20 protein-coding genes and 1 pseudogene are annotated in these 23,839 nt (G+C 30.7%); 6 read left to right on the top strand and 15 right to left on the bottom strand.

Annotation, left to right across the window (positions count from 1 at the left end; genetic code table 11):
* Positions 1 to 646: 646 nt before the first annotated feature.
* From ACK2WN_RS10105 to ACK2WN_RS10045, 13 genes and pseudogenes are all read right to left on the bottom strand, one after another.
* A pseudogene (locus ACK2WN_RS10105) lies at positions 647 to 748 on the bottom strand (hypothetical protein); the annotation flags it as partial.
* A gap of 20 nt (positions 749 to 768) precedes the next feature.
* The gene (locus tag ACK2WN_RS10100; RefSeq protein WP_416155490.1) at positions 769 to 1,278 is read right to left on the bottom strand and encodes a type II toxin-antitoxin system death-on-curing family toxin; all 510 of its coding nucleotides are present in this window, start codon (positions 1,276 to 1,278) and stop codon (positions 769 to 771) included.
* Between the two features lie 11 nt (positions 1,279 to 1,289).
* Complete coding sequence (locus tag ACK2WN_RS10095; RefSeq protein ID WP_329998872.1) at positions 1,290 to 1,577, bottom strand: hypothetical protein; 288 nt, start codon at positions 1,575 to 1,577, stop codon at positions 1,290 to 1,292.
* A gap of 410 nt (positions 1,578 to 1,987) precedes the next feature.
* Positions 1,988 to 3,856 carry a tetratricopeptide repeat protein gene (locus ACK2WN_RS10090; protein WP_416155489.1) on the bottom strand — a complete coding sequence of 623 codons (1,869 nt, stop codon included), beginning with the start codon at positions 3,854 to 3,856 and terminating at the stop codon, positions 1,988 to 1,990.
* A 167-nt stretch (positions 3,857 to 4,023) separates the two neighbouring features.
* Entirely contained in the window at positions 4,024 to 5,079 is a 1,056-nt protein-coding gene (locus ACK2WN_RS10085; protein WP_416155488.1) for a hypothetical protein, read from the bottom strand.
* A gap of 138 nt (positions 5,080 to 5,217) precedes the next feature.
* Positions 5,218 to 8,451 (bottom strand): type I restriction endonuclease subunit R, encoded by a 3,234-nt coding sequence (locus ACK2WN_RS10080; protein ID WP_416155487.1) that lies wholly within the window; start codon positions 8,449 to 8,451, stop codon positions 5,218 to 5,220.
* A gap of 22 nt (positions 8,452 to 8,473) precedes the next feature.
* Positions 8,474 to 9,046, bottom strand: a complete 573-nt coding sequence (locus ACK2WN_RS10075) for a restriction endonuclease subunit S (protein WP_416155486.1) — start codon at positions 9,044 to 9,046, stop codon at positions 8,474 to 8,476.
* A gap of 37 nt (positions 9,047 to 9,083) precedes the next feature.
* Complete coding sequence (locus tag ACK2WN_RS10070; RefSeq protein ID WP_416155485.1) at positions 9,084 to 10,349, bottom strand: restriction endonuclease subunit S; 1,266 nt, start codon at positions 10,347 to 10,349, stop codon at positions 9,084 to 9,086.
* A complete protein-coding gene (locus tag ACK2WN_RS10065; protein WP_300531732.1) occupies positions 10,350 to 11,918 on the bottom strand; it encodes a type I restriction-modification system subunit M in 1,569 nt (522 codons plus the stop codon). It lies immediately after the preceding gene.
* Between the two features lie 316 nt (positions 11,919 to 12,234).
* Positions 12,235 to 12,750 (bottom strand): hypothetical protein, encoded by a 516-nt coding sequence (locus ACK2WN_RS10060; RefSeq protein WP_416155484.1) that lies wholly within the window; start codon positions 12,748 to 12,750, stop codon positions 12,235 to 12,237.
* Positions 12,751 to 12,889: 139 nt separating this feature from the next.
* Positions 12,890 to 13,888 (bottom strand): adenosine deaminase, encoded by a 999-nt coding sequence (gene add, locus ACK2WN_RS10055; RefSeq protein ID WP_416155483.1) that lies wholly within the window; start codon positions 13,886 to 13,888, stop codon positions 12,890 to 12,892.
* Between the two features lie 475 nt (positions 13,889 to 14,363).
* Positions 14,364 to 15,176, bottom strand: a complete 813-nt coding sequence (locus ACK2WN_RS10050; RefSeq protein ID WP_300531684.1) for an Mrp/NBP35 family ATP-binding protein — start codon at positions 15,174 to 15,176, stop codon at positions 14,364 to 14,366.
* Between the two features lie 245 nt (positions 15,177 to 15,421).
* Positions 15,422 to 17,038 (bottom strand): Na/Pi cotransporter family protein, encoded by a 1,617-nt coding sequence (locus ACK2WN_RS10045; RefSeq protein WP_300531680.1) that lies wholly within the window; start codon positions 17,036 to 17,038, stop codon positions 15,422 to 15,424.
* Between the two features lie 317 nt (positions 17,039 to 17,355).
* On the opposite strand from ACK2WN_RS10045, the gene ACK2WN_RS10040 reads away from it, so the two are divergent.
* Genes ACK2WN_RS10040 through ACK2WN_RS10030 form a run of 3 tightly spaced genes read left to right on the top strand, consistent with a single transcriptional unit; the run spans position 17,356 to position 17,963 of the window.
* The gene (locus ACK2WN_RS10040; protein ID WP_334305463.1) at positions 17,356 to 17,514 is read left to right on the top strand and encodes a DUF4160 domain-containing protein; all 159 of its coding nucleotides are present in this window, start codon (positions 17,356 to 17,358) and stop codon (positions 17,512 to 17,514) included.
* Positions 17,480 to 17,734: a DUF2442 domain-containing protein gene (locus ACK2WN_RS10035; protein WP_300531678.1), complete on the top strand. Its 255-nt coding sequence runs from the start codon at positions 17,480 to 17,482 to the stop codon at positions 17,732 to 17,734. Before ACK2WN_RS10040 ends, ACK2WN_RS10035 begins: the two co-directional genes overlap by 35 nt.
* Before the next feature lies 1 nt (position 17,735).
* Positions 17,736 to 17,963, top strand: coding sequence for a helix-turn-helix domain-containing protein (locus ACK2WN_RS10030; RefSeq protein WP_300531675.1), 228 nt, complete (start codon positions 17,736 to 17,738; stop codon positions 17,961 to 17,963).
* Between the two features lie 305 nt (positions 17,964 to 18,268).
* Here the strand turns inward: ACK2WN_RS10030 and ACK2WN_RS10025 are convergent, their stop codons facing one another.
* Together ACK2WN_RS10025 and ACK2WN_RS10020 are read right to left on the bottom strand one after the other, a co-directional pair.
* On the bottom strand, positions 18,269 to 19,183 hold the full coding sequence (locus ACK2WN_RS10025; RefSeq protein ID WP_416155482.1) for a hypothetical protein: 915 nt from the start codon (positions 19,181 to 19,183) through the stop codon (positions 18,269 to 18,271).
* 222 nt (positions 19,184 to 19,405) lie between these two features.
* Positions 19,406 to 20,167, bottom strand: coding sequence for a TSUP family transporter (locus ACK2WN_RS10020; RefSeq protein ID WP_201415918.1), 762 nt, complete (start codon positions 20,165 to 20,167; stop codon positions 19,406 to 19,408).
* 166 nt (positions 20,168 to 20,333) lie between these two features.
* Between ACK2WN_RS10020 and ACK2WN_RS10015 the strand changes: the two genes are divergently transcribed.
* From ACK2WN_RS10015 to ACK2WN_RS10005, 3 genes are all read left to right on the top strand, one after another.
* Positions 20,334 to 21,098, top strand: coding sequence for a lysophospholipid acyltransferase family protein (locus ACK2WN_RS10015; protein WP_329998143.1), 765 nt, complete (start codon positions 20,334 to 20,336; stop codon positions 21,096 to 21,098).
* Positions 21,099 to 21,330: 232 nt separating this feature from the next.
* Positions 21,331 to 21,996 (top strand): hypothetical protein, encoded by a 666-nt coding sequence (locus tag ACK2WN_RS10010; RefSeq protein ID WP_416155481.1) that lies wholly within the window; start codon positions 21,331 to 21,333, stop codon positions 21,994 to 21,996.
* Between the two features lie 254 nt (positions 21,997 to 22,250).
* The gene (locus tag ACK2WN_RS10005) at positions 22,251 to 23,180 is read left to right on the top strand and encodes an Abi family protein (RefSeq protein WP_329998147.1); all 930 of its coding nucleotides are present in this window, start codon (positions 22,251 to 22,253) and stop codon (positions 23,178 to 23,180) included.
* Positions 23,181 to 23,839: the final 659 nt, after the last annotated feature.

Below are 23,839 nucleotides of genomic sequence, written 5' to 3'. Positions count from 1 at the left end.
TTTTAAATTTTAACTAGCCGTTAGGCTTTTTTGTGATGCAAATTTTTATTTTTAATTTAAAATATTATTATTTTTTTATTACAGCTATTGACTTTTAATAGCTGGTCTTATAGCTATGATGGAGTAAAATCTTTTTCTGGCAAAGAATTGTCTTTTGATGAATTTAAAGAACAATACCCTAATGCAGAATTTGAAATCATCACAGAGGGATATTGTGGATATGACACAACATTTCAGGGATATATTTTTCAAGATGGAAACGATCAACTTTTTGCAATCATGAGAATATGGAATATGGGTGATATGATATATCGAATTTAAGAAATTCTACTGAAAAGGTAAATAAAAATGGGATATTACATTAACATTTATTTATGTAATATCCCATTTTTATCAAAATATTTAATTTTATTGAATCTACATGCATTTCTTGCCATTTTCAAACCATTCATCTATAGTTTCACAAGCTCTATCTTCTGAAGCGGTGTGTAATGTAGGATATGGATGATTTAATGGCTGTGAATAATAATCCATAAATACCACTCCTCTTTTCTAAAAATCGTTTCCGTCTAGTTTCACTTACTATATTATAAAATTTAACAACTCTATGATTCATCAAAATTACTAGCCAATCAATAACACCTAAATATTGAAGATTTAAAATCTTTAAATCTGAAATATCAATAGAATACTTATTTACAATACCAGATTCATTTGCTGTTACAGACCACTCTTTCGCTAAATTCAATTCTCTTGTACAATAAAACTTTAATCTAAAAAGTTCATGATAAGGTTTATCATTAGCTCTTTTTCTTTTGGTTTAGACTCTGCTATCATAAGTGTTATAGAAACAAGAGCACTATTAGAAATAATCTGTTTACCATTTATAATAAGACGTTGATTTTTATTTAAAAATTCAAGAAAAATAGTTGCTCCTATCCTTTTACACCCATCTATAAAAGGATGATCTTTTATTAAAAAATACAACAAATTAGCAGCTTTTTCTTCTATACTGGGGTATATCTCTTTATAGAATACATTTTGATACACCGATAATAAAATTCCTTCCAACTTTCCTTTCTCATTTTCAATACCGAATATATCTGATTCAAACCCCATTTTATCAATCAACTTGCGACATTCAACATACGATAAATAATAAATGGTATCATTACCTTTAGGTTTACATACACACTGATGATCATAGTCATCTAATAGCGATAGTGCATCAGCATAAGCTTCAATTACATTTAATACTTCTTGCTCATCCAATTCCAAAGTGGAAGCTATTATTTTTGATTGAATTTAACACGATATCCAACAGAAATAATAACATCAAGTGAATAAAATAAAACAGGCTGTTTTACACCATCAACACGCATTTTTTGCGTGTTGTTTTCTTTATTTACTTCTTTCTCTTTAAATACATTATTGATATGCTTACGAATTGTTTTTTCATCTCTATCAAACAATGCCGACATTTGGTTGGCTGAAAGCCAAACTGTTTCTCTATCTTCACTAATGGTTACTTCTAACTCTAATTCACCATTCCTAAAAATAATAATATCATTCTTCATAAGTTTTACCTCTATAAATTTTATTTTTTAAATTGAGCTATAACTAAAAAATCAAAAATCTATCTATATTTAATATAGTCAAATAATTTTTATTTAATGCAATTTTAGTAATAAAATATAAAATAAATCTTATTAAAGAATAATAAAAAGCCAAGAAGATTAATTATTTCATAATCCTCTTGGCTTCTAACATTTTATAAACTTCTCTATCACCAAAACGAAAAACTAAATAAAACTTATTAAAAGATAACAAAATAAGGACAATATTTATAACTACTACTCCGGCGACAATCTGCAGACGTGTATTTTAATTACAACAAAATCTATTACATACACACACGTCGAAGCCTGGAGCGGATAGTAGTTATAATATTGTCCTTCTCATTTTACTATCTTTTCAATAAATTTATTTAGTTTTCGTCATCGAATACCATATCGTCCCTAAATCCTTCAAGCATTCCTTCTAAGTCTTCTTTTATATTTATTATATATCCCGGAACATATTCTGGTTCTTCAACAACCTCAACAGGACATAATTCAAATGCTGGAAGCTGCACATCGCTAACAGCAATATCTATCCCCTTCATATCGCCTAATATTTCAGGAGCATTTTCAAATTCCTTCTTAGCAAGCTTTTCAAATATTAAATTACTCTTCTTATAATAAAGGCATCCAAGCATATAAGCACATTTTCTGCTTCCTCTCTCAACACCTTCTTTATAATACTCTCCAGCTCTATTAAAATCATTCCGTTTATAATAAAGCCGTCCTAAATTTTCAACAGACTCTATACAATTATTTAACTTAGCTTTTTCGTACCATCTAGTAGCTTCCTCTATATTTTCATCAGAAATATCAGAAATAACCCCCATCATATGCTGACAGTATGTATTTCCTTCCTGAGCAGGCACTCTGAATCTATTCTTAGACTCATCGTACATACCTTCATAATAGTAAATTCTACCTAAATGAACCATAGCATTTAGATGATTTGCTGCAGCTGCCTGTTCAAAATATTTTATAGAGCCTCTTATATTTCCTAAATCTTCATATATACAAGCTAATCTATAAGCTGATGGAATATCTCCATTTTCTGCAGCCTTTTTGTACCAAGTGATTGATCCTTCTATATCTTCTCTATCGTCGTAAATCTTTGCTAATTTTATCTGACAAGAAAGTTTACCTGGAAGTTTTTCAAAATAGCTTATTGCACTGTCAATAGCACCAGTTTCCATATATAAATCTCCTAGATTTTCTATAGCTGGTCTGCATTTCATATCAATAGCATCTTTGAAAAGCTCAACTGCTCTAGCGTATTCTCTCTGTTCAAAGCAAATTCCACCAAGGTTGTTAGTAGCTTCAATTATACCAGCTTCACTAGCTTCTTCGTATAATTCTTTTGCGTCGACGATATTTCCTTCTTTGTTAAATAGATTCGCAAGTCTGAATTTAGACATAACGTGTTCCTGTGATATAGCTCTTTCATAGTATTCTATAGCGTCGTCTAAATCTTCTTCTCTATCGTATATGTAAGCCAATCTGTACTGAGATTTCATATCTCCATTGTCGGCACTTTTTTTGTAGTATCTTTCAGCCTCGTCAAGGTTTCCTTCCATTTCCATAAGCATACCTAAATTAAAGCAAGCTTCATTGTATCCAACTTTGTAAAGCTGTTTGTATAAGTTTATCGCTTCTTTTCTTTCACCCATCTGAGTATAGAAAACAGCTAGATTGTACATACAATCGTGGTCATCGCATCTGCTTCCCTTTTTAAATATTTCAAATGCTTCCTCTTCTCTGCCAAGCATATTATAAAGCACACCTAAGTTGTAGCAAGCCTTTCCGTAGTCGTGTTCTACAGCGTCTAAAAGAATTGCCTCTGCTTTGTCATAATTTTTTAATACATAATAAGTAACACCCATATTGTTCCGTGCAGCTAAAAGCCCGATTTCAACTGCTTTATCGTACCAATAAAGTGCATACTGATAATCCTCTTCTGAGAATTTTATATTACCTATATCTAAAGCTGCTTCATCTTTACCGCTTTTGTAGGCTATTTTGTACCATCTTTCAGCTTCCTCTAATTCGCCCATATCTTCAAAAATAGTTCCTAGTGCATACTGAGATTTTACATTACCTTCACTAGCAGCCTCTTCGTATTTTTTTATAGCAGCTTCTGTTTTTCCTAATTTATATAATAAAACCGCCTGAGTGTGTGCGACATTTGGATCGCTAGAAATTTCTCTAATTCCTTTAATCGTAAACATTGTACTTCTCATTTGTGTAACCCCTCTCTCTTGAAAGCTTCATAATTAAATAATACCATATTAAAGAAGATACTCAAAGTCGTTACAATATAATTAATAATTTTTCTAGAAATTATTATAAAATTTATAAGAAAAAAAGCCATCACAAAAAAATGTAACAGCTTTTATCTTGCTTTATTTTAGTATTCGTCTTCTTCTACTTCTTTTATTTTTCTTCCTTTGATAAGTTCTTCGTAAGCTTCTTCACCAACTTTTTCCTTATCCTTATTGTCCCTTAAAGTCATATCTGTAGACTCTCTTATTATGACATCGTACTCTTCTTCGCCAAGATTTTTCTTTTCTTCACCGACTTCATGGTCATCACCTTTTACAAATAAATCATATGCTTCTTTAGAATATTTTTCATCGATCATGTCGATTCCTCCTTCATCTACTCCAGATGTATTGTTTTTATCTGATACAGAATCATCATCTTCTCCATAGATGTTTATCTTTAATTCCCCTGTGAACTCTACATCATCTGAATCATCTGCATTATCAGCTGCACCACAACTTCCTTCTATCTCATCGATTATCTCTTCTAAATCTTCCTTTATTTCTTCCACATTCGCTTCTTCTATCTCTGTTGTTTCTATGTGAGAATCCTCAATCTTAGAATTTTCTACATCAGAATCTGCAATGTCGTTAAATCTCTCAAATTTAACCTCTTCAGCTTCTTCCATATCTTTAAATTCTCCTTCTTCTCTACATTCCTCAATATCATCTCTGTAATATTCGTCTAGAAAAGATGGATCCTTTTGAGCTATGTTATCCAATTTCATCATAACCCGTTTTGAATATGTAACTGTCATTGCCTTTCTCTCTAATTCCCGATCAGAAGACGCAAATCCAATTTCTAAAAGCTTGTACAACATCTTTTCTGAATATCTAGCTATTATATTCGCTTCCTTAGAATCCCTTATTACAACATCTATTTCTTCCTCTGCCCCTGTTAAATGTGAGCTGATTTCTTCGGTCTGAGCTTTAAGGCTCATAACAATATGGTATTTCTCAACAGTTTCAGCCATCTGTCTATCTATATTTTTATCTATATCACTTAGGATTAATCTCATTTCCTTGTAGACTTCTACCTTAGAAAACGAAATTATATCTCTAAAAACGTTGAATTCATTTATACTGTACATTTGAAGATTATTTTCTTTTTCGAATAGATTCTTAAAAAATTTCTTTTTCATATATGACACCACCTTTACATTCATTATACTCTATTTATAAGAGTCTTAATTTGATTTTTAGTTCACATAATCTTCAAAGTAAATTTAACAAAAAAATAACCACATTAGAGTATTCATCTACTCCAATGTGGTTGTTTTCTATTTATTATTTACATTATATGTTGCAGATTCTTCTGCAGCCATTGATGCATATTGTTCAGAAATAATATCTATATCATTTATATTATTTGTCTTTTCCGCAGTAAATGCTCCTCCAATACCAAAGAATTTATCGAAAAATAGTTTAAACTTATCGATAATACCTTGTTTTTTATTAGCTCTTTTTCCACCACCAAAACGAGAAACAGGAGGCATAAGTTTATCAATATCTGTTCCTGTGGTTTTTACTTCCCCGTCACGAAATGCATTTTCAATAAACTTTCTTGTTTCTACATCTTTTAACTTTTCTTCTTTAATAATCTGATTAAGCTCTTCTTCACGTTTCTCAACTACATAATCATTCCATTCAGTCATAACATCTTCAACATCGTTAATTTTTGAAATAAAATTTTCAATAAGTGATTTTTTGCTACGTAATTCATGACTAGCATTAATAGCACTATTTATTGTAACAAGTATTTCCTTATCTTCACAATGACTATCATGATACTTTTTAACAAGCATAAGTATATAATCAATATTGATTTCTATTTGTTTAATAAGTTCAACCTCAAAAACAATATCATCAATAATATCCGTACTTTCTCCTCTTTTTCCTCCTGGAACAAACTCATCTCTTAAATCTTGATATCTTCCAAGATAATCCTGTAAATCACGTTCTGTAATCATCTCTTTATCTGCAAACTCATCAAATGCAGATAAAAGGTTTCTCATACGAAGGATTGCTCCAAAAAGAGAAATGAAATCTTTTTGATTTTGCTCGCCTATAATTTGTGGATCTGAAAGTGGGAATTTTGACATAAGCTTATCCATCATCTCTACATATCCAGGGTATTTCTTTCCATCAACATCTTCATATCCATAGTAATAATCATTGAATCCCTTCATCAAGACAATACCGCCTGCATTCTTATCACCAAAAAGAGAAATAGCAGTATCGACTTGTTTCCGTAGATTTCTAAAGCATACTATATTCCCAAAAGTTTTAATAGAATTAAGTATTCTGTTTGTTCTTGAAAACGCTTGAATCAGTCCATGCATCTTCAAATTCTTATCCACCCATAATGTATTCAATGTTGTAGCATCAAATCCTGTTAAGAACATATTTACAACAATAAGCAAGTCTAATTCCTTATTCTTCATACGAAGAGAAACATCTTTATAATAATTCTGGAACTTATCTCCATCTGTAGAATAATTTGTATGGAACATCTCATTATAATCTTGAATAGCTGATTCAAGGAAATCTCTTGAAGACTGGTCAAGTGCAGATGTATCTTCTGAGTTTTCCTCACCTAAAATCCCACTCGTACCTTCATTCTCATCTTCATTTGCACCATAACTAAATATAGTAGCTATGCGCAGTTTCTTTGTAGGATCTGCTTCCATTTGTTTCTTGAATTCTTGATAATATAATTTTGCCATTGGTACAGATGCAACAGCAAAAATAGAGTTAAACCCACTTACTCTTTGTTTCTGCTTAATTTCCTCTACAGCACCTTTTTTACCAGAAGCAACTTCTGAAATATTTGTTAGTGTGTTATATATGTAAGTCTTGTCACCACGATAAGTCTTCCTATCAAAATTATTAAGGATATATTCAGTAACAAGTTTAATTCTTTCTGGCGCCATCATAGCTTTTTCACGAGCTATATCCCAAACCTGCTCATCATCAATGTCATCACTCATATCCATAGTCTTTACATAATCAACTCTAAAAGGAAGCACATTTTTATCATTAATAGCATCAACAATTGTATATGTATGAAGTTGGTCGCCAAAAGTCTGCTCAGTTGTAAAGAACTGTGCCTTACGAATACTTCCTGTATTAGCTGGGAATATAGGTGTTCCTGTAAATCCAAAAAGATGATATTTCTTAAAACTCTTTACAATAGCAGCATGCATATCACCAAACTGGCTTCTGTGACACTCATCAAATATTATAACTACGTGCTTATCATAAACTTCGTGTTCTTTATTTTTCTTAATGAATGTTGCAAGTTTCTGAATCGTTGTGATAATAATTTTAGCATTACTATCCTCTAATTGCTTTTTAAGAATTGCAGTAGAAGTGTTGCTATTTGCTGCACCCTTTTCAAAACGGTCATATTCTTTCATTGTTTGGTAATCTAAGTCTTTACGGTCAACTACAAATAGTACCTTATCTATATATGGTAATAATGATGCCTGTCTTGCAGTTTTAAATGATGTAAGTGTCTTCCCCGAACCTGTTGTATGCCAAATATAGCCACCACCAGCAACATCACCATATTTTTTGTAGTTGTTTGCAATTTCAATACGATTCAAAATACGTTCAGTAGCAGTAATCTGATATGGACGCATTACCATAAGTATTTTTTCAGATGTGAAAATACAATACTTAGTGATAATATTTAATAACGTATGTTTTGCAAAAAATGTTCTTGTAAAGTCAATCAAATCAGAAATTACACAGTTGTTTGCGTCTGCCCAAAATGAAGTAAATTCAAAGCTATTGCTTGTCTTACCTTTCTTGGCACTAGAAGAAGAATTAGAATCTTTAATTGCATTGAAACGTGTACTGTTAGAATAATACTTTGTATTAGTTCCATTTGAGATAACAAAAATCTGTATATATTCAAAAAGTCCACTTCCTGCCCAGAATGAATCACGCTGATATCTATTAATCTGATTAAATGCTTCACGAATAGCTACACCTCTACGTTTTAATTCCACATGAACAAGAGGTAAACCATTCACAAGAATAGTAACATCATAACGGTTATCATGCCTAGCACCTTCTGCAGTTCCAATTACATATTGATTGATAACCTGTAAAAAGTTATTATGTATATTCTTCTTATCTATAAGTGTGATATTTTTTGTACTACCATCATCACGTTTTAAAACCTGAACATTATCTTCCTGAATTTTTCTAGTCTTTTCTACTATTCCTTCGTTCTGATTTGAAATTGAATTTTTGAAAAATCTATCCCACTCGGTTTCAGAGAAATTATAGTTGTTTAATTTTTCAAGTTGATCACGAAGGTTAGCTATTAAATCTTTTTCGTTATGTATTTTTAGATATTCGTATCCTTGCTCTGTAAGCATACGAATAAATTCTTTTTCTAAGGCTGCTTCAGACTGATAATTGCCAGAGCGTGTTTTTACTGGCTCATATTCTGTAACTACTGTATTTTCTGTTGTCTGTGCAACAATATTAAAATATGGCACAGTATCCGCCTCCTTTACTTATTTATTCAAAAGTTAGTAATTTATCTCTATAATATTCATATTGTTTTTGTCTTGCTTCAATTTCAGCAGGTATTCCTGACGTGATGTCATTGCATAATGAATCAAATCTATCAAGTATAGATACAATTCTTTCTTGTTCTTCTATAGTAGGTAGCATAATTTCAATACCACCCAATTTGCTTGGTGTTACTTCAATTACCTTTGTACCATGTGCTAATTTTTTCTTCTGCACAAAGAATGAATTTGAATGGAAGAAGTATGACATATATTTTGCATTCTGATTATGTTTGATAATTGCAGTATGCCCACTAACTGCAATTTCTTCATCTCCAAGCCATGCAGTACAAGAACATACATCTTCAATATTCTCACTAGTAACTGCCATAACAATATCACCTGTTTTTGCGGTTTTTGATTTTTCAAATACTTCATCATTAACAAAAGTTAATGTTTTATTCGAAGAAACACCAAAGTGTGTGTAAATCTGACCATAATGAATACAAGGTCTTCCATTTTCTACAAAGTCCTTTTTCTGTAAATTACCACCACGTATAATCGTTGCAATATCATCCAACTTAACAGGACAATATCCAAATACATACTGAATAAGCTTAACTATTTCTGTCTGCCTGTCTGTCTGTCTGTCTGTCTGTCTGTCTGTCTGTCTGTCTGTCTGTCTGTCTGTCTGTCTGTCTGTCTGTCTGTCTGTCTGTCTGTCTGTCTGTTGCGATTATCTTACCAGTTTCAGCAAATGTCAATAGTAAATCACGATAATATTCGTACTGTTTTTGTCTTGCTTCAATTTCAGCTGGTAAACCGATATTAAGGTCAGAACAGATAGCATCAAAATTGTCAAGACACTCAATAATTTTCTGTTGTCTTGATAATGATGGTATTATTAATTTAACTTTATTCAAAACAGTCTGAGTTAAACTAGGAACACCACCAGCTGTATTTAATGATTCTAGATGCTCTTTCTGAAGTAAATAATACAAATATTTAGGAATAATTTTTTTATCATTTATTTCTGTGTAAAATACTGTGTCTACATTCCAAAATGGAGTATCTACATAAAAAAGATTGTTCAATGAACCTTTTCTAGGAATCAATACAGAAGGCTTATCATAAACATATTCATTTACATATGTCATTATTCCACCTGATCCATATACAGGATATTTACCTTCACCTAAATGTTTGTAATCTTTGCCATTTTTAATATTAACTATATCTGATAGAAAAACTTTTTCTGTATCATGTTTAGGTGGTTCTAATAAACTATCTCTATAATATTCATATTGTTTCTTACGAGCTGTAAGCTCGGCTGTAAGCTCGGCTGTAAGTAACGTGAAAGAGTCCAAGATACGGACTATTTCACGTTGTACCTCCAAAGGAGGTACAGAAAACTTAAACTTTGAAAATTTATTCATATCAACCGATGCAAAACTTGATTTTTTCAAATTTTGCAAACAATATTCATCAAGTTTATAGCAATAATAAAACAAAAATTTAGGCTCAAACATATCCCGATACTCAGGCCTTATCATTAGGCACGTAAACCTCTGATTTGCAAGTGAAGGTACCGTTATAAGTGCATGCTCTCCAACAGTTGCTGATGTTGCTACTATAATCGAATTTTTTGGAAACAATTTTCCCTTTACTGCACAAGCATTTACATGCTGAAGTGAATCGGATAATATATTGCCATTTTCCCTTATATCTTCCATCCTAAACCAAGGAATTGTTCCATTTTCCCAAAACTCACTTTTTGATTTAGATGGCGTATATCCATTCCTTGTAATAAATAATTGCTGAAGTTCAAACTTATCAACACCATTAGGACACAATTCCTGTATCAATTCTTCTAATTTACTCATTTACTGCACCTCGATTTCTGCAATAATTTCATCGATTGCTTTTCTTAATGCTTCCTCACGAGCAACAATCTCTTTAATTTCCGCATTAAGTTTTACAATATCAATCTTTTCTCTTGTATCTTCTGCTTCAACATAAGTAGATACAGAAAGATTATAATTATTTTCTTCAACTTCATCATATGTAGCAAGATGCGAGAAATGTTTAACCTCATTACGATTTGCAAAACAGTCCACAATCTTATCCATATTTTCTTGCGTCATATGATTGTTATTTGTTGCCTTAACAAATTCATTAGTTGCATCAATAAATAACGTTCTATTATCTGATTTATTTTTCTTAAGTACCATGATACAAGTTGCAATAGAAGTACCAAAGAATAGATTAGAAGGTAACTGTATAATACAGTCTACAAAGTTATTGTCAATTAAGTATTTACGTATTTTCTGTTCTGCACCACCACGATACATAATTCCTGGGAAACATACGATTGCAGCAGTTCCATTTGGTGCAAGCCAAGAAAGACTGTGCATTATAAATGCTAAGTCTGCTTTACTCTTTGGTGCAAGTACTCCTGCAGGTGCAAAACGTGGATCATTTATAAGTAATGGATTATCATTACCAGCCCATTTTATAGAATAAGGTGGATTTGAAACAATTAATTCAAAAGGTTCATCATCCCAATGAGCAGGTGCTGTAAGTGTATCCTCACAAGCTATATTAAATTTATCAAAACCTATATCATGTAAAAACATGTTAATTCTACATAAGTTATAAGTTGTAATATTTATCTCTTGCCCGTAGAATCCATTGCGAATTTTATCCTTCCCAAGCAACTTTTCCGCTTTTAAAAGTAGCGAACCTGAACCACATGCTGGATCATATACCTTATTAATTTCAGTTTTTCCAACAGTACCAAGTCTTGTAAGAAGCTCTGATACATCAGCAGGAGTAAAGAACTCTCCACCGGATTTACCTGCATTTGACGCATACATTGTCATAAGATACTCATAAGCATCACCAAAAGCATCTATATCGTGATTCTTAACATAACCAAGATTCATATCAGCTATACCATCAAGAAGTTTGCAAAGCTTTTCGTTTCTCTTTGCGACAGTTGAGCCAAGTTTATTATTATTAACATCAAAGTCATCAAAAAGACCAGCAAAATCTGATTCTGATTCGCTACCTTTTGCAGATTCTTCTATATGACGAAATACCCTTTCAAGCGTTTCATTAAGATTATCATCATCTTTTGCTTTTGCTCTTACATTACAAAATAGCTCAGACGGAAGAATGAAAAATCCTTTTTCCTCAATAAGACCTTCTCTCGCTTCTTCAGCGTCATCATCTGATAAGCAAGCATAGTCAAAATCTGTATCGCCTGCTTCTCTTTCTCCTTCATTAATATAGTTTGTTATATTTTCAGAAATATATCTATAAAACATCGTGCCAAGCACATAATTTTTAAAATCCCAACCATCTACTGCACCACGTAATTCATCAGCGATTGCCCAGATAGCACGATGAAGCTCATCACGTTCCTGTTCTTTTTTATTATCAATTGCCATTTTTTAATCTTCCTTTCCGATATTAGTATATTATTATTTAAGTTAATAAGAATATATATTGGGTTTCACAAAATCTTTTATTCACTTAAATAAGACATAATAATTTTATCAATTTATTTATTTTAATTATTATATAGCTTAATCATAGCATACAGAAATTAATTTTACTATATTATTTATCATTTTTTATAGAACATAAATTTTATCTTCTTAATTATAAGAAATTTTTCCAAAAAAATGGCATAGCCGATTTTTTACGACTATGCCACCTTTTTAATTTAATAAAGTCTATGCTTTCTACTTATATTAACAATTATTATTTTTTTATTCGTTCAATTTTTATAATTCTATACTCTTTATTTTTATATTTTATAACATCATTTAGATGCTTTTCTTTACACGCATTTGTTATATCATTGTACTTTCCATTTTTATCTTTGTCTAAAAGTCTAAAAGTTTTCTTTATTTTACCATCTAAAGACTCTATTTCAACATTATCGCCAATAAGTGCAATTCCTTTTACAGATTTCTTTTTTTCTATAGGTTTGAAATTTTTTTCTGCATTTTCTACATTTACATAAGTCGTATTTGATGTCTTTTCTTTAACTATTTCCATCTTTGTTTTTTTATTGTGGTTACTTTTTCCTTCAGAATAACCTACACATCTCATTGATGAAGTGCATGGTAGCATAAATTTCCCAGAATATTCATATTTACAAATTTTATTTTCTCTATCATAGAATTTGCACTTTCTTTTATCCCTTCTTTTATCTTTAGACTTTAACACATCGACGTGCCAAGCTGATCCAGACATTCTCGATACATTACCCATTTTTTCTCTCCATTTCATTTTATTTAATACAAAATAGATTATAGCATCTGAGAATAATTTTTACAATGATAACATTTACAAAAGTAATTTTATTGTATATAAATAATTTTTTTATTAATATTATAAGTTTGACACATTATTACTGATTTAATACTCTCAATAATTTTTCCTTCTTCTTATCATCCACAAACAATGCATTAACAGAATCAGCGTAAACCTTTCTAAACTCTTCCTCACCAAAATCAAACACATCTCTGCAAACCTCAAACTCATCTGACATAGATGTATTAGAAACAGTTCTATTATCTGTATTCACAGAAATCTTAATTCCATCGTCTAAAAATCTTCTAATTGGATGATTTTTTATAGAATCTACAGCCTTAGTCTGAACATTACTTGTCGGACAAAGCTCAAGCATCACACCTTTTTCCTTCACTAAATTATACGCTTCCTCATTATTCTCTATCCTAACACCATGTCCAATTCTCTCAGCACCAAGCTTCTCAATAGAGTCGATAACATTCTGTGCAGAAGCTGCTTCACCTGCATGAACAGTTATATGATATCCGTATTCTTTCGCAAGTTTCATAGCATTCACAAACTTATCAGCAAATCCTTCTTCCTCTCCACCAGCTAAATCCACAGCAGACACACCTTTACCGATAAATTCTTTCCCAGCTTCTATAGTTTCTATCGCATCTTCTTCACTAATATGCTTCATACAACAAAGAATTAAAGTCGCTTCTATATTAAAGAACATCTCAGCTCTCTTAATCCCGTTTATCGCACTCTGAATAACCTCTTTCTGGCTCATACCATTTTTAGTATGTAGCACCGGCGCAAATCTAATCTCCATATACTTCACATTCTCAAAAAGTGCGTCCTCCATAAGCTCAAACACAATCTTCCCTATATTCTCCCCACTCTGCATAACAGCCAGTGGAAGATCAAACCTCTTCAAATACTCATCAAGAGAACTACACTCCATTGGAGCAATAGAAAGCTTCTCTATCTCCTCTAAATCATAAGAAGGAAGCTCAATCCCATCCTTCTTAGCTAAATCTATAATAGTCTTTGGTCTAACACTACCATCCAAATGACAATGTAACTCAATCTTAGGAATATGATGACAATCCATAACTAAAACCTCACTTTCTTCAATTTTTCCAACTTCATCCAATTCTAAAATTAAAACAATTTTACAAACAATGCTGCTTACAATTGCATTTTTAGCAGCCGAAAATTTTGCATACTACCATTTTTCACATGCCACCAAAATAAAATAAATTTAATAATTTAAAATGTGGCTGATTGTGGACTTTTACCAAAGCCACAAATTACTCTTATCTATGCATTTTACAAACATATCCGACTTCTTCCTATTCCAAAATTAAAACAATTTTACCAATAATGCTGATTACAATTGTATTTTTAGCAGCCGATAATTTTGCATACGACCACAAATTAATTTGCATCGACAATTCTGCAAGCGCCCCACATCATTGAAATGTGTTACATAAATGGGTGGGGCGCTGAAGCCTGGAGAGCAAATAATTGTGGTTGGATGTAAAATAGGCTGCTACAAAGCAATTGTAACAGCCATTATTTCAAAATTATTTTATTTTAGATACTACTCCATCTATTATTTTTTCTATTTTTTCACTAGTTTCGTTTACACCATTGTGAGTTATATCTATAACTTCTTTGCTCATTGGTAACTCAGCTAATAAATCTAATCCTAAACCTTCAAGGAATCCTTCTGTTCCTTCACCTTCGAATAATTTTATCTTTTTACCACAGTCTGGACATTCTATATAGCTCATATTTTCAACAACACCATATACAGGTATATCCATTTTCTTAGCCATATTAACAGCTTTTGAAACTATCATAGATACAAGATCCTGAGGTACAGAAACCATAACAGTTCCGTTTATTGGTATATTCTGCATAACTGTTAAAGCTACATCACCTGTTCCTGGAGGCATATCTATTAATAGATAATCTAAATCTCCCCATATAACGTCTGTGTAGAACTGTTTAACAACTCCACCTAATATTGGACCTCTCCAGATAACTGGTTCATTTTCATCGTCCATCATAAGATTTATAGACATAACTTTTATTCCGTTACCATTAACAACTGGGAATATACTTTCTCCATCGCTTAAAGCTTTAGCATCTTTAACTCCCATAAGTCTTGGTATACTTGGTCCAGTTATATCAGCATCTAATATACCTACTGAATATCCCTGTTTTGCTAACTGATTAGCAGTAAGAGCAGTTATAGTAGACTTACCAACTCCCCCTTTACCACTCATTATACCTATTATTTTACCTATATGATTCTGTGGGTTATTTTCTATTGAACAGTGTTCCTTATTATTACATGACCCTTTTGATGGGCAATTACTACAATTTGACATTTTTCATTCCTCCATTGTGTTACTTTTAAAGTAATTCATTTTTATTATTTTTTTACTTTACATATATATTGTAGTACAGTTTTTCATTAAAGTCATTAAATTTTTAAATTTATTTTTAAACAATCATACTAAAAAAAGACTGCTACAAAATATTGCAACAGTCCCTTCATATATCTCTAAATCTATTCCGTTTTTATATAATCTATTTTTTCTTACCTAACTCTTACCTAATATTTATCTCCAAATTATTTTAATGAATTGAATTTCTCTGCTATATTTGAGCAGTGGTCAGAAATTCTTTCGAAGTTAGTTAATAAGTCTAGGAATAATATTCCTGAGTCTACAGTACAAACCCCGTTACTAAGTCTCTTCATATGTTCATTTCTGTACTGTTTAACTAACATATTAACTTCTTCCTCAGTTTTTTCTATCTCGTCATATAAATCGTGATTTTTAGTATCTATATACTCTATCGCTGAATTTATATTCTTTAATAGTAAATCTGATATTTCATTTATTTCATTCTTAGCTATATCAGAGAATTTAGTTTCTCCATCTACTGCTAATCTATCTATCTCTGCTATGTTTTCAGCGTGATCTGAAATTCTTTCTAAGTCGTTTACTACATGGAATAATAAATCGGCTTTAATTCTCTCGTCACTATTTATGTTAGTGTTAGATAGTTTTAATAAATAGTCTAATATACTCTTATGTAGTGTATTTACTGTTTTTTCGTAGTTGAATGCCTTGTCTATAGCTTTTGAATCTCTAGTTATAAGACCTTCCATCGCATAAGTGAATGATTTTCTAGCTTTTTCACCCATTCTTACAACTTCCTGAACTGTGTTTCCAAGAGCTATTGAAGGAGTTTCAAACATTCTTTCGTCTATGTATTTAGTAGTATTAGCTGTAGCTAATTCTATTTCTTCTTCTTTAATTGGAACTAATCTTTCTGCTAATTTAACTATGTATTTAGAGAAAGGTAATAGTATTATAACGTTTATAAGGTTGAATAATGTATGTGCATTTGCTATCTGTCTAGCTGTGTTAGCTGGATCTAGATACTGAACAACTGCGACTATTGGTTTGTTAAGTATTAACATGAATAATAATGTACCTATTACGTTGAATGACAAGTGCATTACCGCTGCTCTTTTTGCATTTCTACTAGCACCTAAACTTGATATAAGTGAAGTTACACAAGTACCTATGTTATCCCCATAAAGTATAGGTAGTGCTGCTGTTATTGGAACTAGTCCCTGTGATGCAAGTGCTATCAGCATACCCATTGACGCTGAAGAACTCTGAACTATACCTGTTATTGCGAACCCTGCTAATATTCCAAGTAATGGATTTTTACTTAAGAATAATAAAGCATTTCTGAAGCTTGCTAACTCTGATAATGGTTCAACAGCTTCTTTCATGAATTCCATACCTGTAAATAAAAGACCAAAACCGATAAGTATTTCTGCTACCTGTTTTGTTTTTTCTTTAGATGTAAACATGTAGAATATAATACCGATACCTAAAGCTATTGGAGCTACGTCCTCTAAGCTAAATGAAACTAACTGAGCTGTTACAGTTGTACCTATGTTGGCACCCATTATAACACCTATTGCCTGAGATAATGACATTATCCCTGCATTAACGAAACCAACTACCATAACTGTAGTTGCACTTGAACTCTGTATGATTCCTGTTACTACTGTCCCTACAAGTACACCCATTACTACGTTACTTGTAAGCATTTCTATTATTTTTTTAAGTTTGCTTCCTGCAGCTTTCTGAAGCCCCTCTCCCATTACTGTCATACCGTATAGGAACATTCCTAAGCCGCCTAATAAAGTGATTGCTGTCTGCATTTCTTCCTCCTTGAAAATAGATTATATATTATTATTTTTGTTTTCTTTTGGTTCCCTCACCAAGCAACATATTTATAATAACAAATTACAAATTTAAAAGAATTAAGAAAAAGTTAAGTAATTGTTAAGGGAACGTTAAATAACAACTCAAGTCAAGATATATTTCAGTTAATTATGTTATATTTTGATATCTTTTTAATCTTTTTTCTTAATAATCGAGTTATTTTTGTTAAATATAATATCGAATTAAATGTATATTTATATTGATAAACGTTTTGAGTATGTTAATATATACTTGTAGAATGGATGTGAAGTAATTGCCTGAAATTACGAGATTTTATGGTATAGTAATTAAAATGTTCTTTAAACCTAAAGAACATGAACCAAGCCATATACATGCAATATATGGTGAATATGTAGGAGAAATTAATATTAAAACATATGATTATAAGGATAAAGAGTTTAGAGCCTCTTGAAAACTATAAACTTCATGTAGTTTTTGATGATGACAAAGAGGTTATCTATAATGTTGAAGATGATATAAATGAAATTCCAAGCTATAGTGATTTGAAAAATATACCTGGCTTATTTAAACAAGTTCAACTAGATTCTAGTCGTACCTGTGTTTTCTGGAATGACTATATAGATTTACCTAGTGATGCCATATATGAATATGGTATAGAAAGAGGTGTTTAGTATGTCAGTTACTGATAAAGTTAAAACTCTACTTTCTATTAAAGATAAAAAGAATATTGAGTTGGCTGAATACTTTGGGATGTCTCCTCAATCTATGCAAAATAAGCTGAATAGAAGTAGCTTTTCAGCCGAAGATTTAATAAAAATATCTGATTTTTTAGATTGTGAACTATATTTTGAAATAGATAATAAAAAAATTCAATTAGAGCACAAAGACATTAGAAAATAAAAATCAATTATTTCAATAAAATTTATGAGAAAAAGAGCGATACATCAATATTGCTCTTTTTCTATATTTATCTCTATCTTAAGTTATTACTAATATTATTAAAAAATAACTTTGTATGAAATATAAAAAAGACTGTTACAAAATATGCAACAGCCAATTTCTATTCCAATATGGATCTAATCAAATTAATAGAATAATAAAGGATTTACATTCCAATATGGTTCTAATTTCTTTTATTCTACCACATAACACCGTATAAAAAAAGCACCATCGCAAATTTTTATTAAATTTTAAAAATAAAACATCTAAAACCGATTTTTTCTCCTGATCATCTCATCTAATTCCTCTTTGCTATACTTGTACACCGTCTGCTCAAAATTGATAAACTTGTTCCTATTTTTTCTTGTACCATAATTATCTCTTTGGGTGCTACCATTGACGCTCTTATAATCAGATTGTAACGCTGCCATCAAGAACGCACACTTATTATCTACATTCCTATTTTTAGCCAGCTCAATCTTTTCACGCAAATAATCACAACCTTTTTCCTTGCTCATCAAAATATTAATAATCCTACTAGCATAACTATCTGTATACGAATATCCTAAAAACTCTTTTAACATACCTTTTGTTTCTATGGCAACCACCCTCTGTCCTGGTTGTTGTGTAATAAATGTTGTTTTAGTTGTGTTGTTATTGGTATTGTTATAGTCAATCTGTCTATTTGCATTATGACAAGTTGTCGTATTGCAAGATGACAGTCTGTCGTTTTGCATCTCGTCAACTTGGCAAGTTGCATCTGGACAATTTGTCATATCAATCTCCAACTCTTCCTCTACTTCTTTCATCTCATATTTATTAATCAAATCACTTTTTTCAGCAACAAGTTCGTCAAATCTATCGTAATCAATACTGTACCATTTCGTTCTGTCAAATCCCACTTTGTTAAAATTACCTACTATTAAAAGTCCTTTATCTTCTAATGACTCAAAAATCCTCTGAACTGTCCTTTCACTCCAAAAATAGAAGTATCTCTCACGCCATTTCTTTAATGTATTAAAAGTCCAGTATCTACCATTTTTGTAATTTATACCGTTTTCTTTGTTTTTATTTATCCAATAGTCAACCATACCCAAAACAAGAGCCTCATTAATACCTAAAACAGCTGCCATCTTTGGACCTGCTCTAAATACAAAATCATTTTCTATCATCGTTTTCATAGAATTCTTCCTCCTAACTTTTTTACAATCTTTCTAAAGACAATCTATCATTAGAAGGATTCATCTGTCTTCTTTCAAGTGACATTTCACTTTTTCTTTGGAAAAATGACACCTTGTTTTTTTAACTTTATTTTGTGAAATTGCAGTTTTGAGCACAAAAAAATAAGATATTAAACCATTTATTGAAATTCAGGTTAATATCTTATTTTTTTGTTTTTTAATTTATATAATCCCAGTTACTTTTAGTACAAGCAAGAATAATGCAAATAATATACTCGGTTTTACAATTCTCGCACCATTTTTCATTACAAGCCCAGCACCTATATAGCCTCCTACCATGTTGCATATTGCAGCTACTATCCCAATCATAAACATTACTTGCCCGTTCAAAATAAAGATAATAAGTGCGGTAATATTTGTTGTAAGGTTTATCACTTTCGCCTGTGCATTTGATGTTTTTACACTCATTTTTGCAAATACAGTAAACGCTATTATTAAAAATGTTCCCGTTCCTGGTCCATAAAATCCATCATATATCCCTATGAAAAACGCTGCTACACATGCGGTTACATATGTGCGTTTATCCAAAACAATCTCATCAGAACCATAATCGTGGAATGTTTTTTTATTAAGCACAAAAAATGCAGATATTGGTAAAACCAAAACTAAAACGTATATCATCACTTTATCATCTACAAGCAAAGAAATATGTGCTCCAATTGATGAACCAATAATTGCTGCAATAACTGCTGGTATCGCCAATTTGAAGTTTACCAATTTATTTTTAATAAATCGCAAAGTAGCAAGTGTAGTCCCAAATGTAGAGGACATCTTGTTCGTTGCAATTGCTGTATGTGGTGGAAGTCCCGCAATTAAATACGCAGGAAGAGAAATCAGTCCACCTCCACCACCAATTGCATCTATCAAACCTGCCAAAAACAAAAATGGACAGATAATTATAAATGTCTTTAACGTAATTTCCATTTACCCCTCCTTTAATCCTTCAATTGTACTCTTAATTTATATTTTTATTATAACAAATTTATTTCATTTTTTATAATTATTTACACTTTCAGTTTATAGACTTTAATTTCGTTTTATGCTAAAATATTCTTTGCAAAAATTTAGAACGTAAGGAGATGTTTTGTTCTTGTTTAACTATATAAAATTCCGGATACTGCAGATTTTTGGATTTATCTCATCAATTCCGCACCTAAATAAGTTTAGAAAAAATCCAGATAAATACACTTTAGATGAGAAGTTTGCATTTCTAAAAAAGATTGCTGCTAAGTCATTAAAAAAAGTAAATATCAATGTAAATGTAATCGGCAGGGAGAGAATTCCAAAAGAGCCAGTTCTTTTCGTAATCAACCATTCTAGTATGCTTGATAGCTACATTTTAGTAGACAGCGTTGATAGGGGTATAGGCTGCGTAATTGCAGATGAGCCAGTTTGGAGAAAAATTCCTATCGCAAGCAAGTGGATTGAGCTTGTTAAGTGTGTATTTATCAACAGAAAAAACAATCGTGAAGGAATGAAGGCTATAAACCAGGCTGCTGACAATATAAAAAATAATCACTCTATGGCTATCTTCCCAGAAGGTGATTTAACTTGGGTTAAAGACGACAATGCATATATATCAGACTTTAGATCTGGTGCATTAAAAATCGCTTACAAAGCAAAATGCCCTATTGTCCCAATGGTTATAAAAAATTCTAAGGGTACTTATGAAGGATATCAGCCAGTTGGAAAAATCAACTCTAAAGATGTTGAAGTTGAATTTTTAGATCCAGTTTATAAACACATAGAAAACCCTAGATACAAAACTGTAGAGCTTGGAGAAGAAATTAGAGAATCAATGATTGAAAAAATGAGAGAATTTGACGAGGCTAAATGCGAACGTGCTACTGTTTAGTATTTTGTAATTAGATATTATTATATTTATAGAAGTTATCGTAATTATATTATGGTAACTTCTTTTTTTATTATTTTAGAGAACTTGATAAATTATTTCTTATATTACAATTTTGTATCTTTTGATATTAATTCTTTTGTGAATATCCTTTTCATAGTATAATATACTAAACAAAATAAATAGGATGTAAGATTTCTATTATTTAAAAAGATTTCTCGAAAGGAGAATTATTATGAAAAAAAATCTTGTTTTAGCATCAATTTTAGCAGTATCTCTTCTAGCAACAGGTTGCTCTCAAGCTGGAAAAGCATCTGATGTAACTCCAGTAACATTGACAGAAAGAGAAAAACAGATTGCAGCTTTATCAGGGGAATATCCATTTGTAGTGGATGTAAACTACCCAGAAGATGTTAAGGGAACTGTACTTTCTTATGAAGTTTGGAAAAATGGCTCTATGGTAGAAAACAATGTGGTTATGTTTGGTGGATCTGCTGACGAAAACAATAAAGAATCTTTCACTATGATTTACGACATTTCTGATGATTGGAAAAATTGTACACTAAACCTATCATCAACTTCTACTCGTACTAAATTTGACATAAGCTTATTAAACAAAGATGAAAAAGCTCCAAACGCAGTTATGCCATCATTTGGCGCAGAAGATGTAGGTGAAGAATACAATGTAAAACTTGTTCCAGGTGGCTCATATGTCCTATCAGCGCTTACTTACTCATACAACAACGCAATGGAGTCTATTGACCATAAAAACGGCGACTACAAAGACTTCACTTCAGAAATAGATAAAAACAATACTTGTGTACTTGTAAGACTTGATACATTTGACAGTGAAAAAGCTGCAGAAAAGTACGCAGACTCTATGTTGGTTAATGAAGAATAAATAACTATACTTTAATAACTAAATTAAAAATAACCTCTTGTATATATTTACTTTTTTATATTAGAGATATATAATAAAGTTGATTATTTTATATAAACTTCAAAATTAATTTTGACATTTATAATTAAGTATTATAAAATATATTTAGAGGATAGCATGTAGATGTTCGATCGAAAGAAGACTCTATGTGTGCAGATACCGCAAGTTTATTTATATAATACTTGCGGTATTTTGTTTTTTGAGGAGAATAAAAAATGAAACCATTTAAAAGCATTGACGAACAAATAGAAATCTTAAGAAATAGAAATTTAAATTTTAAAAATTTAGAAAGAGCTAAATCTTATTTACTTAATTACAATTACTACAATGTTATTAATTTCTACAGTAAATTTTTTATGGATAAAGATTGTAATTTATATTATGATGATGTTTATTTTGAAGATATAATGGAGGTTCATCTTTTTGATAAAGAAATTAAAGCAATAATATTTAAAGCTATTATGGAAATTGAAAGACACTTTAAATCTATTCTTTCTTATAATTACTGTAATTTTTTTAAAGATGATTTGTACTCTTATTTAGATGTAAAAACTTATAATAGTAAATATATTGTTCAAGCGACTGATATGGCATACAAACTATCTAAAATTATTTTAAAAAATGAGAATGATAAAAAGTATAATTCTATAAAGCATTATATAAAAACACATAACTCAGTCCCATTTTGGATATTAGTTGATTATTTATCATTTGGGGATATTATTTACTTTTATAAATATTTAAATGATAAAATTAGAAATAGTGTAGCAGCTGATTTATCTAATTTTATTAAAGATAATTTATCTAAAAAAAATATTAAACCTGTATCATCAAAGCTTATTCAAAATGCTATTTGGAATATAAGAGAACTTAGAAATATTACAGCTCATAATAACATCCTTTTAGGATTTAAATGTAGTAATGACTTACCTTTCTATGAAGATTTACATATTAAATATAATATAAAAAAAGCTGATAATCGTCAGTCTGTTTATAATAGCATATTATCTATGCAATTTTTCTTATCTCACGAACAATATACAAAATTATTTAGTGAAATAGAGGAAAAAATTATAAATTTAAAGTGTAAAATTCCAGATAAATATTTTAAAAAAATAATTTTTTCATTAGGATTTCCAGAATAATTATACATATTTTTAAATAAAAAGCTGCTGTAATAACTTACAGCAGCATATTTTTATCTATTCCTTTTTCTTATATAATAAATCTTTGCAAAAAACTCAGAGAAAATCATCACATCAAAAACAACCATCGCAACCATACCATATCCCATAAGCGCCTCTGTAATCCAAGTAGTTCCTCTAAGAAGATAAATCCCACCGAAAAACAACACAACACAAATCTTAGTAACAGTAATCGCTATATTATTAGCCTTAAACTCAATCGCTGAATCTACCTTTCTCTGCTCTTCTCTCTGGTTCTAAAAATATATACAAATGTACTCATTTTAGATATTTCGCTCTTATTCTATCTTTTGATAGTTTTAAGTCTTGGTTGAGCCAGTTATCTCGATAAAAATTTTTATCTCGATTATCCCACAACCGTATTTTTTATTTATTTAAAGTATTTTATCTAACCCCCGTCACCGATAAAATATACCCTCTATTTATCAACAGTTGGATAAATACAAAATATATTCGTGATTAAATAAAATATACTTTTAACCTATCTTTTTACTTTATATCAGCAATTCTACTTTCTAGTATTTCCTTAACTTTCTTATAACTTGTAAACATCTTTATTTCTTTATCATATTTTCTATCTAAAATATTTTTACTTGCAT

The sequence above is a fragment of the Peptacetobacter sp. AB800 genome (assembly GCF_047807365.1).
In the GTDB taxonomy this organism is placed as follows: domain Bacteria; phylum Bacillota; class Clostridia; order Peptostreptococcales; family Peptostreptococcaceae; genus Peptacetobacter.
The sequence above is the reverse complement of the archived record's forward strand: the minus strand, read 5'-3'. Positions and strand labels throughout refer to the sequence as shown.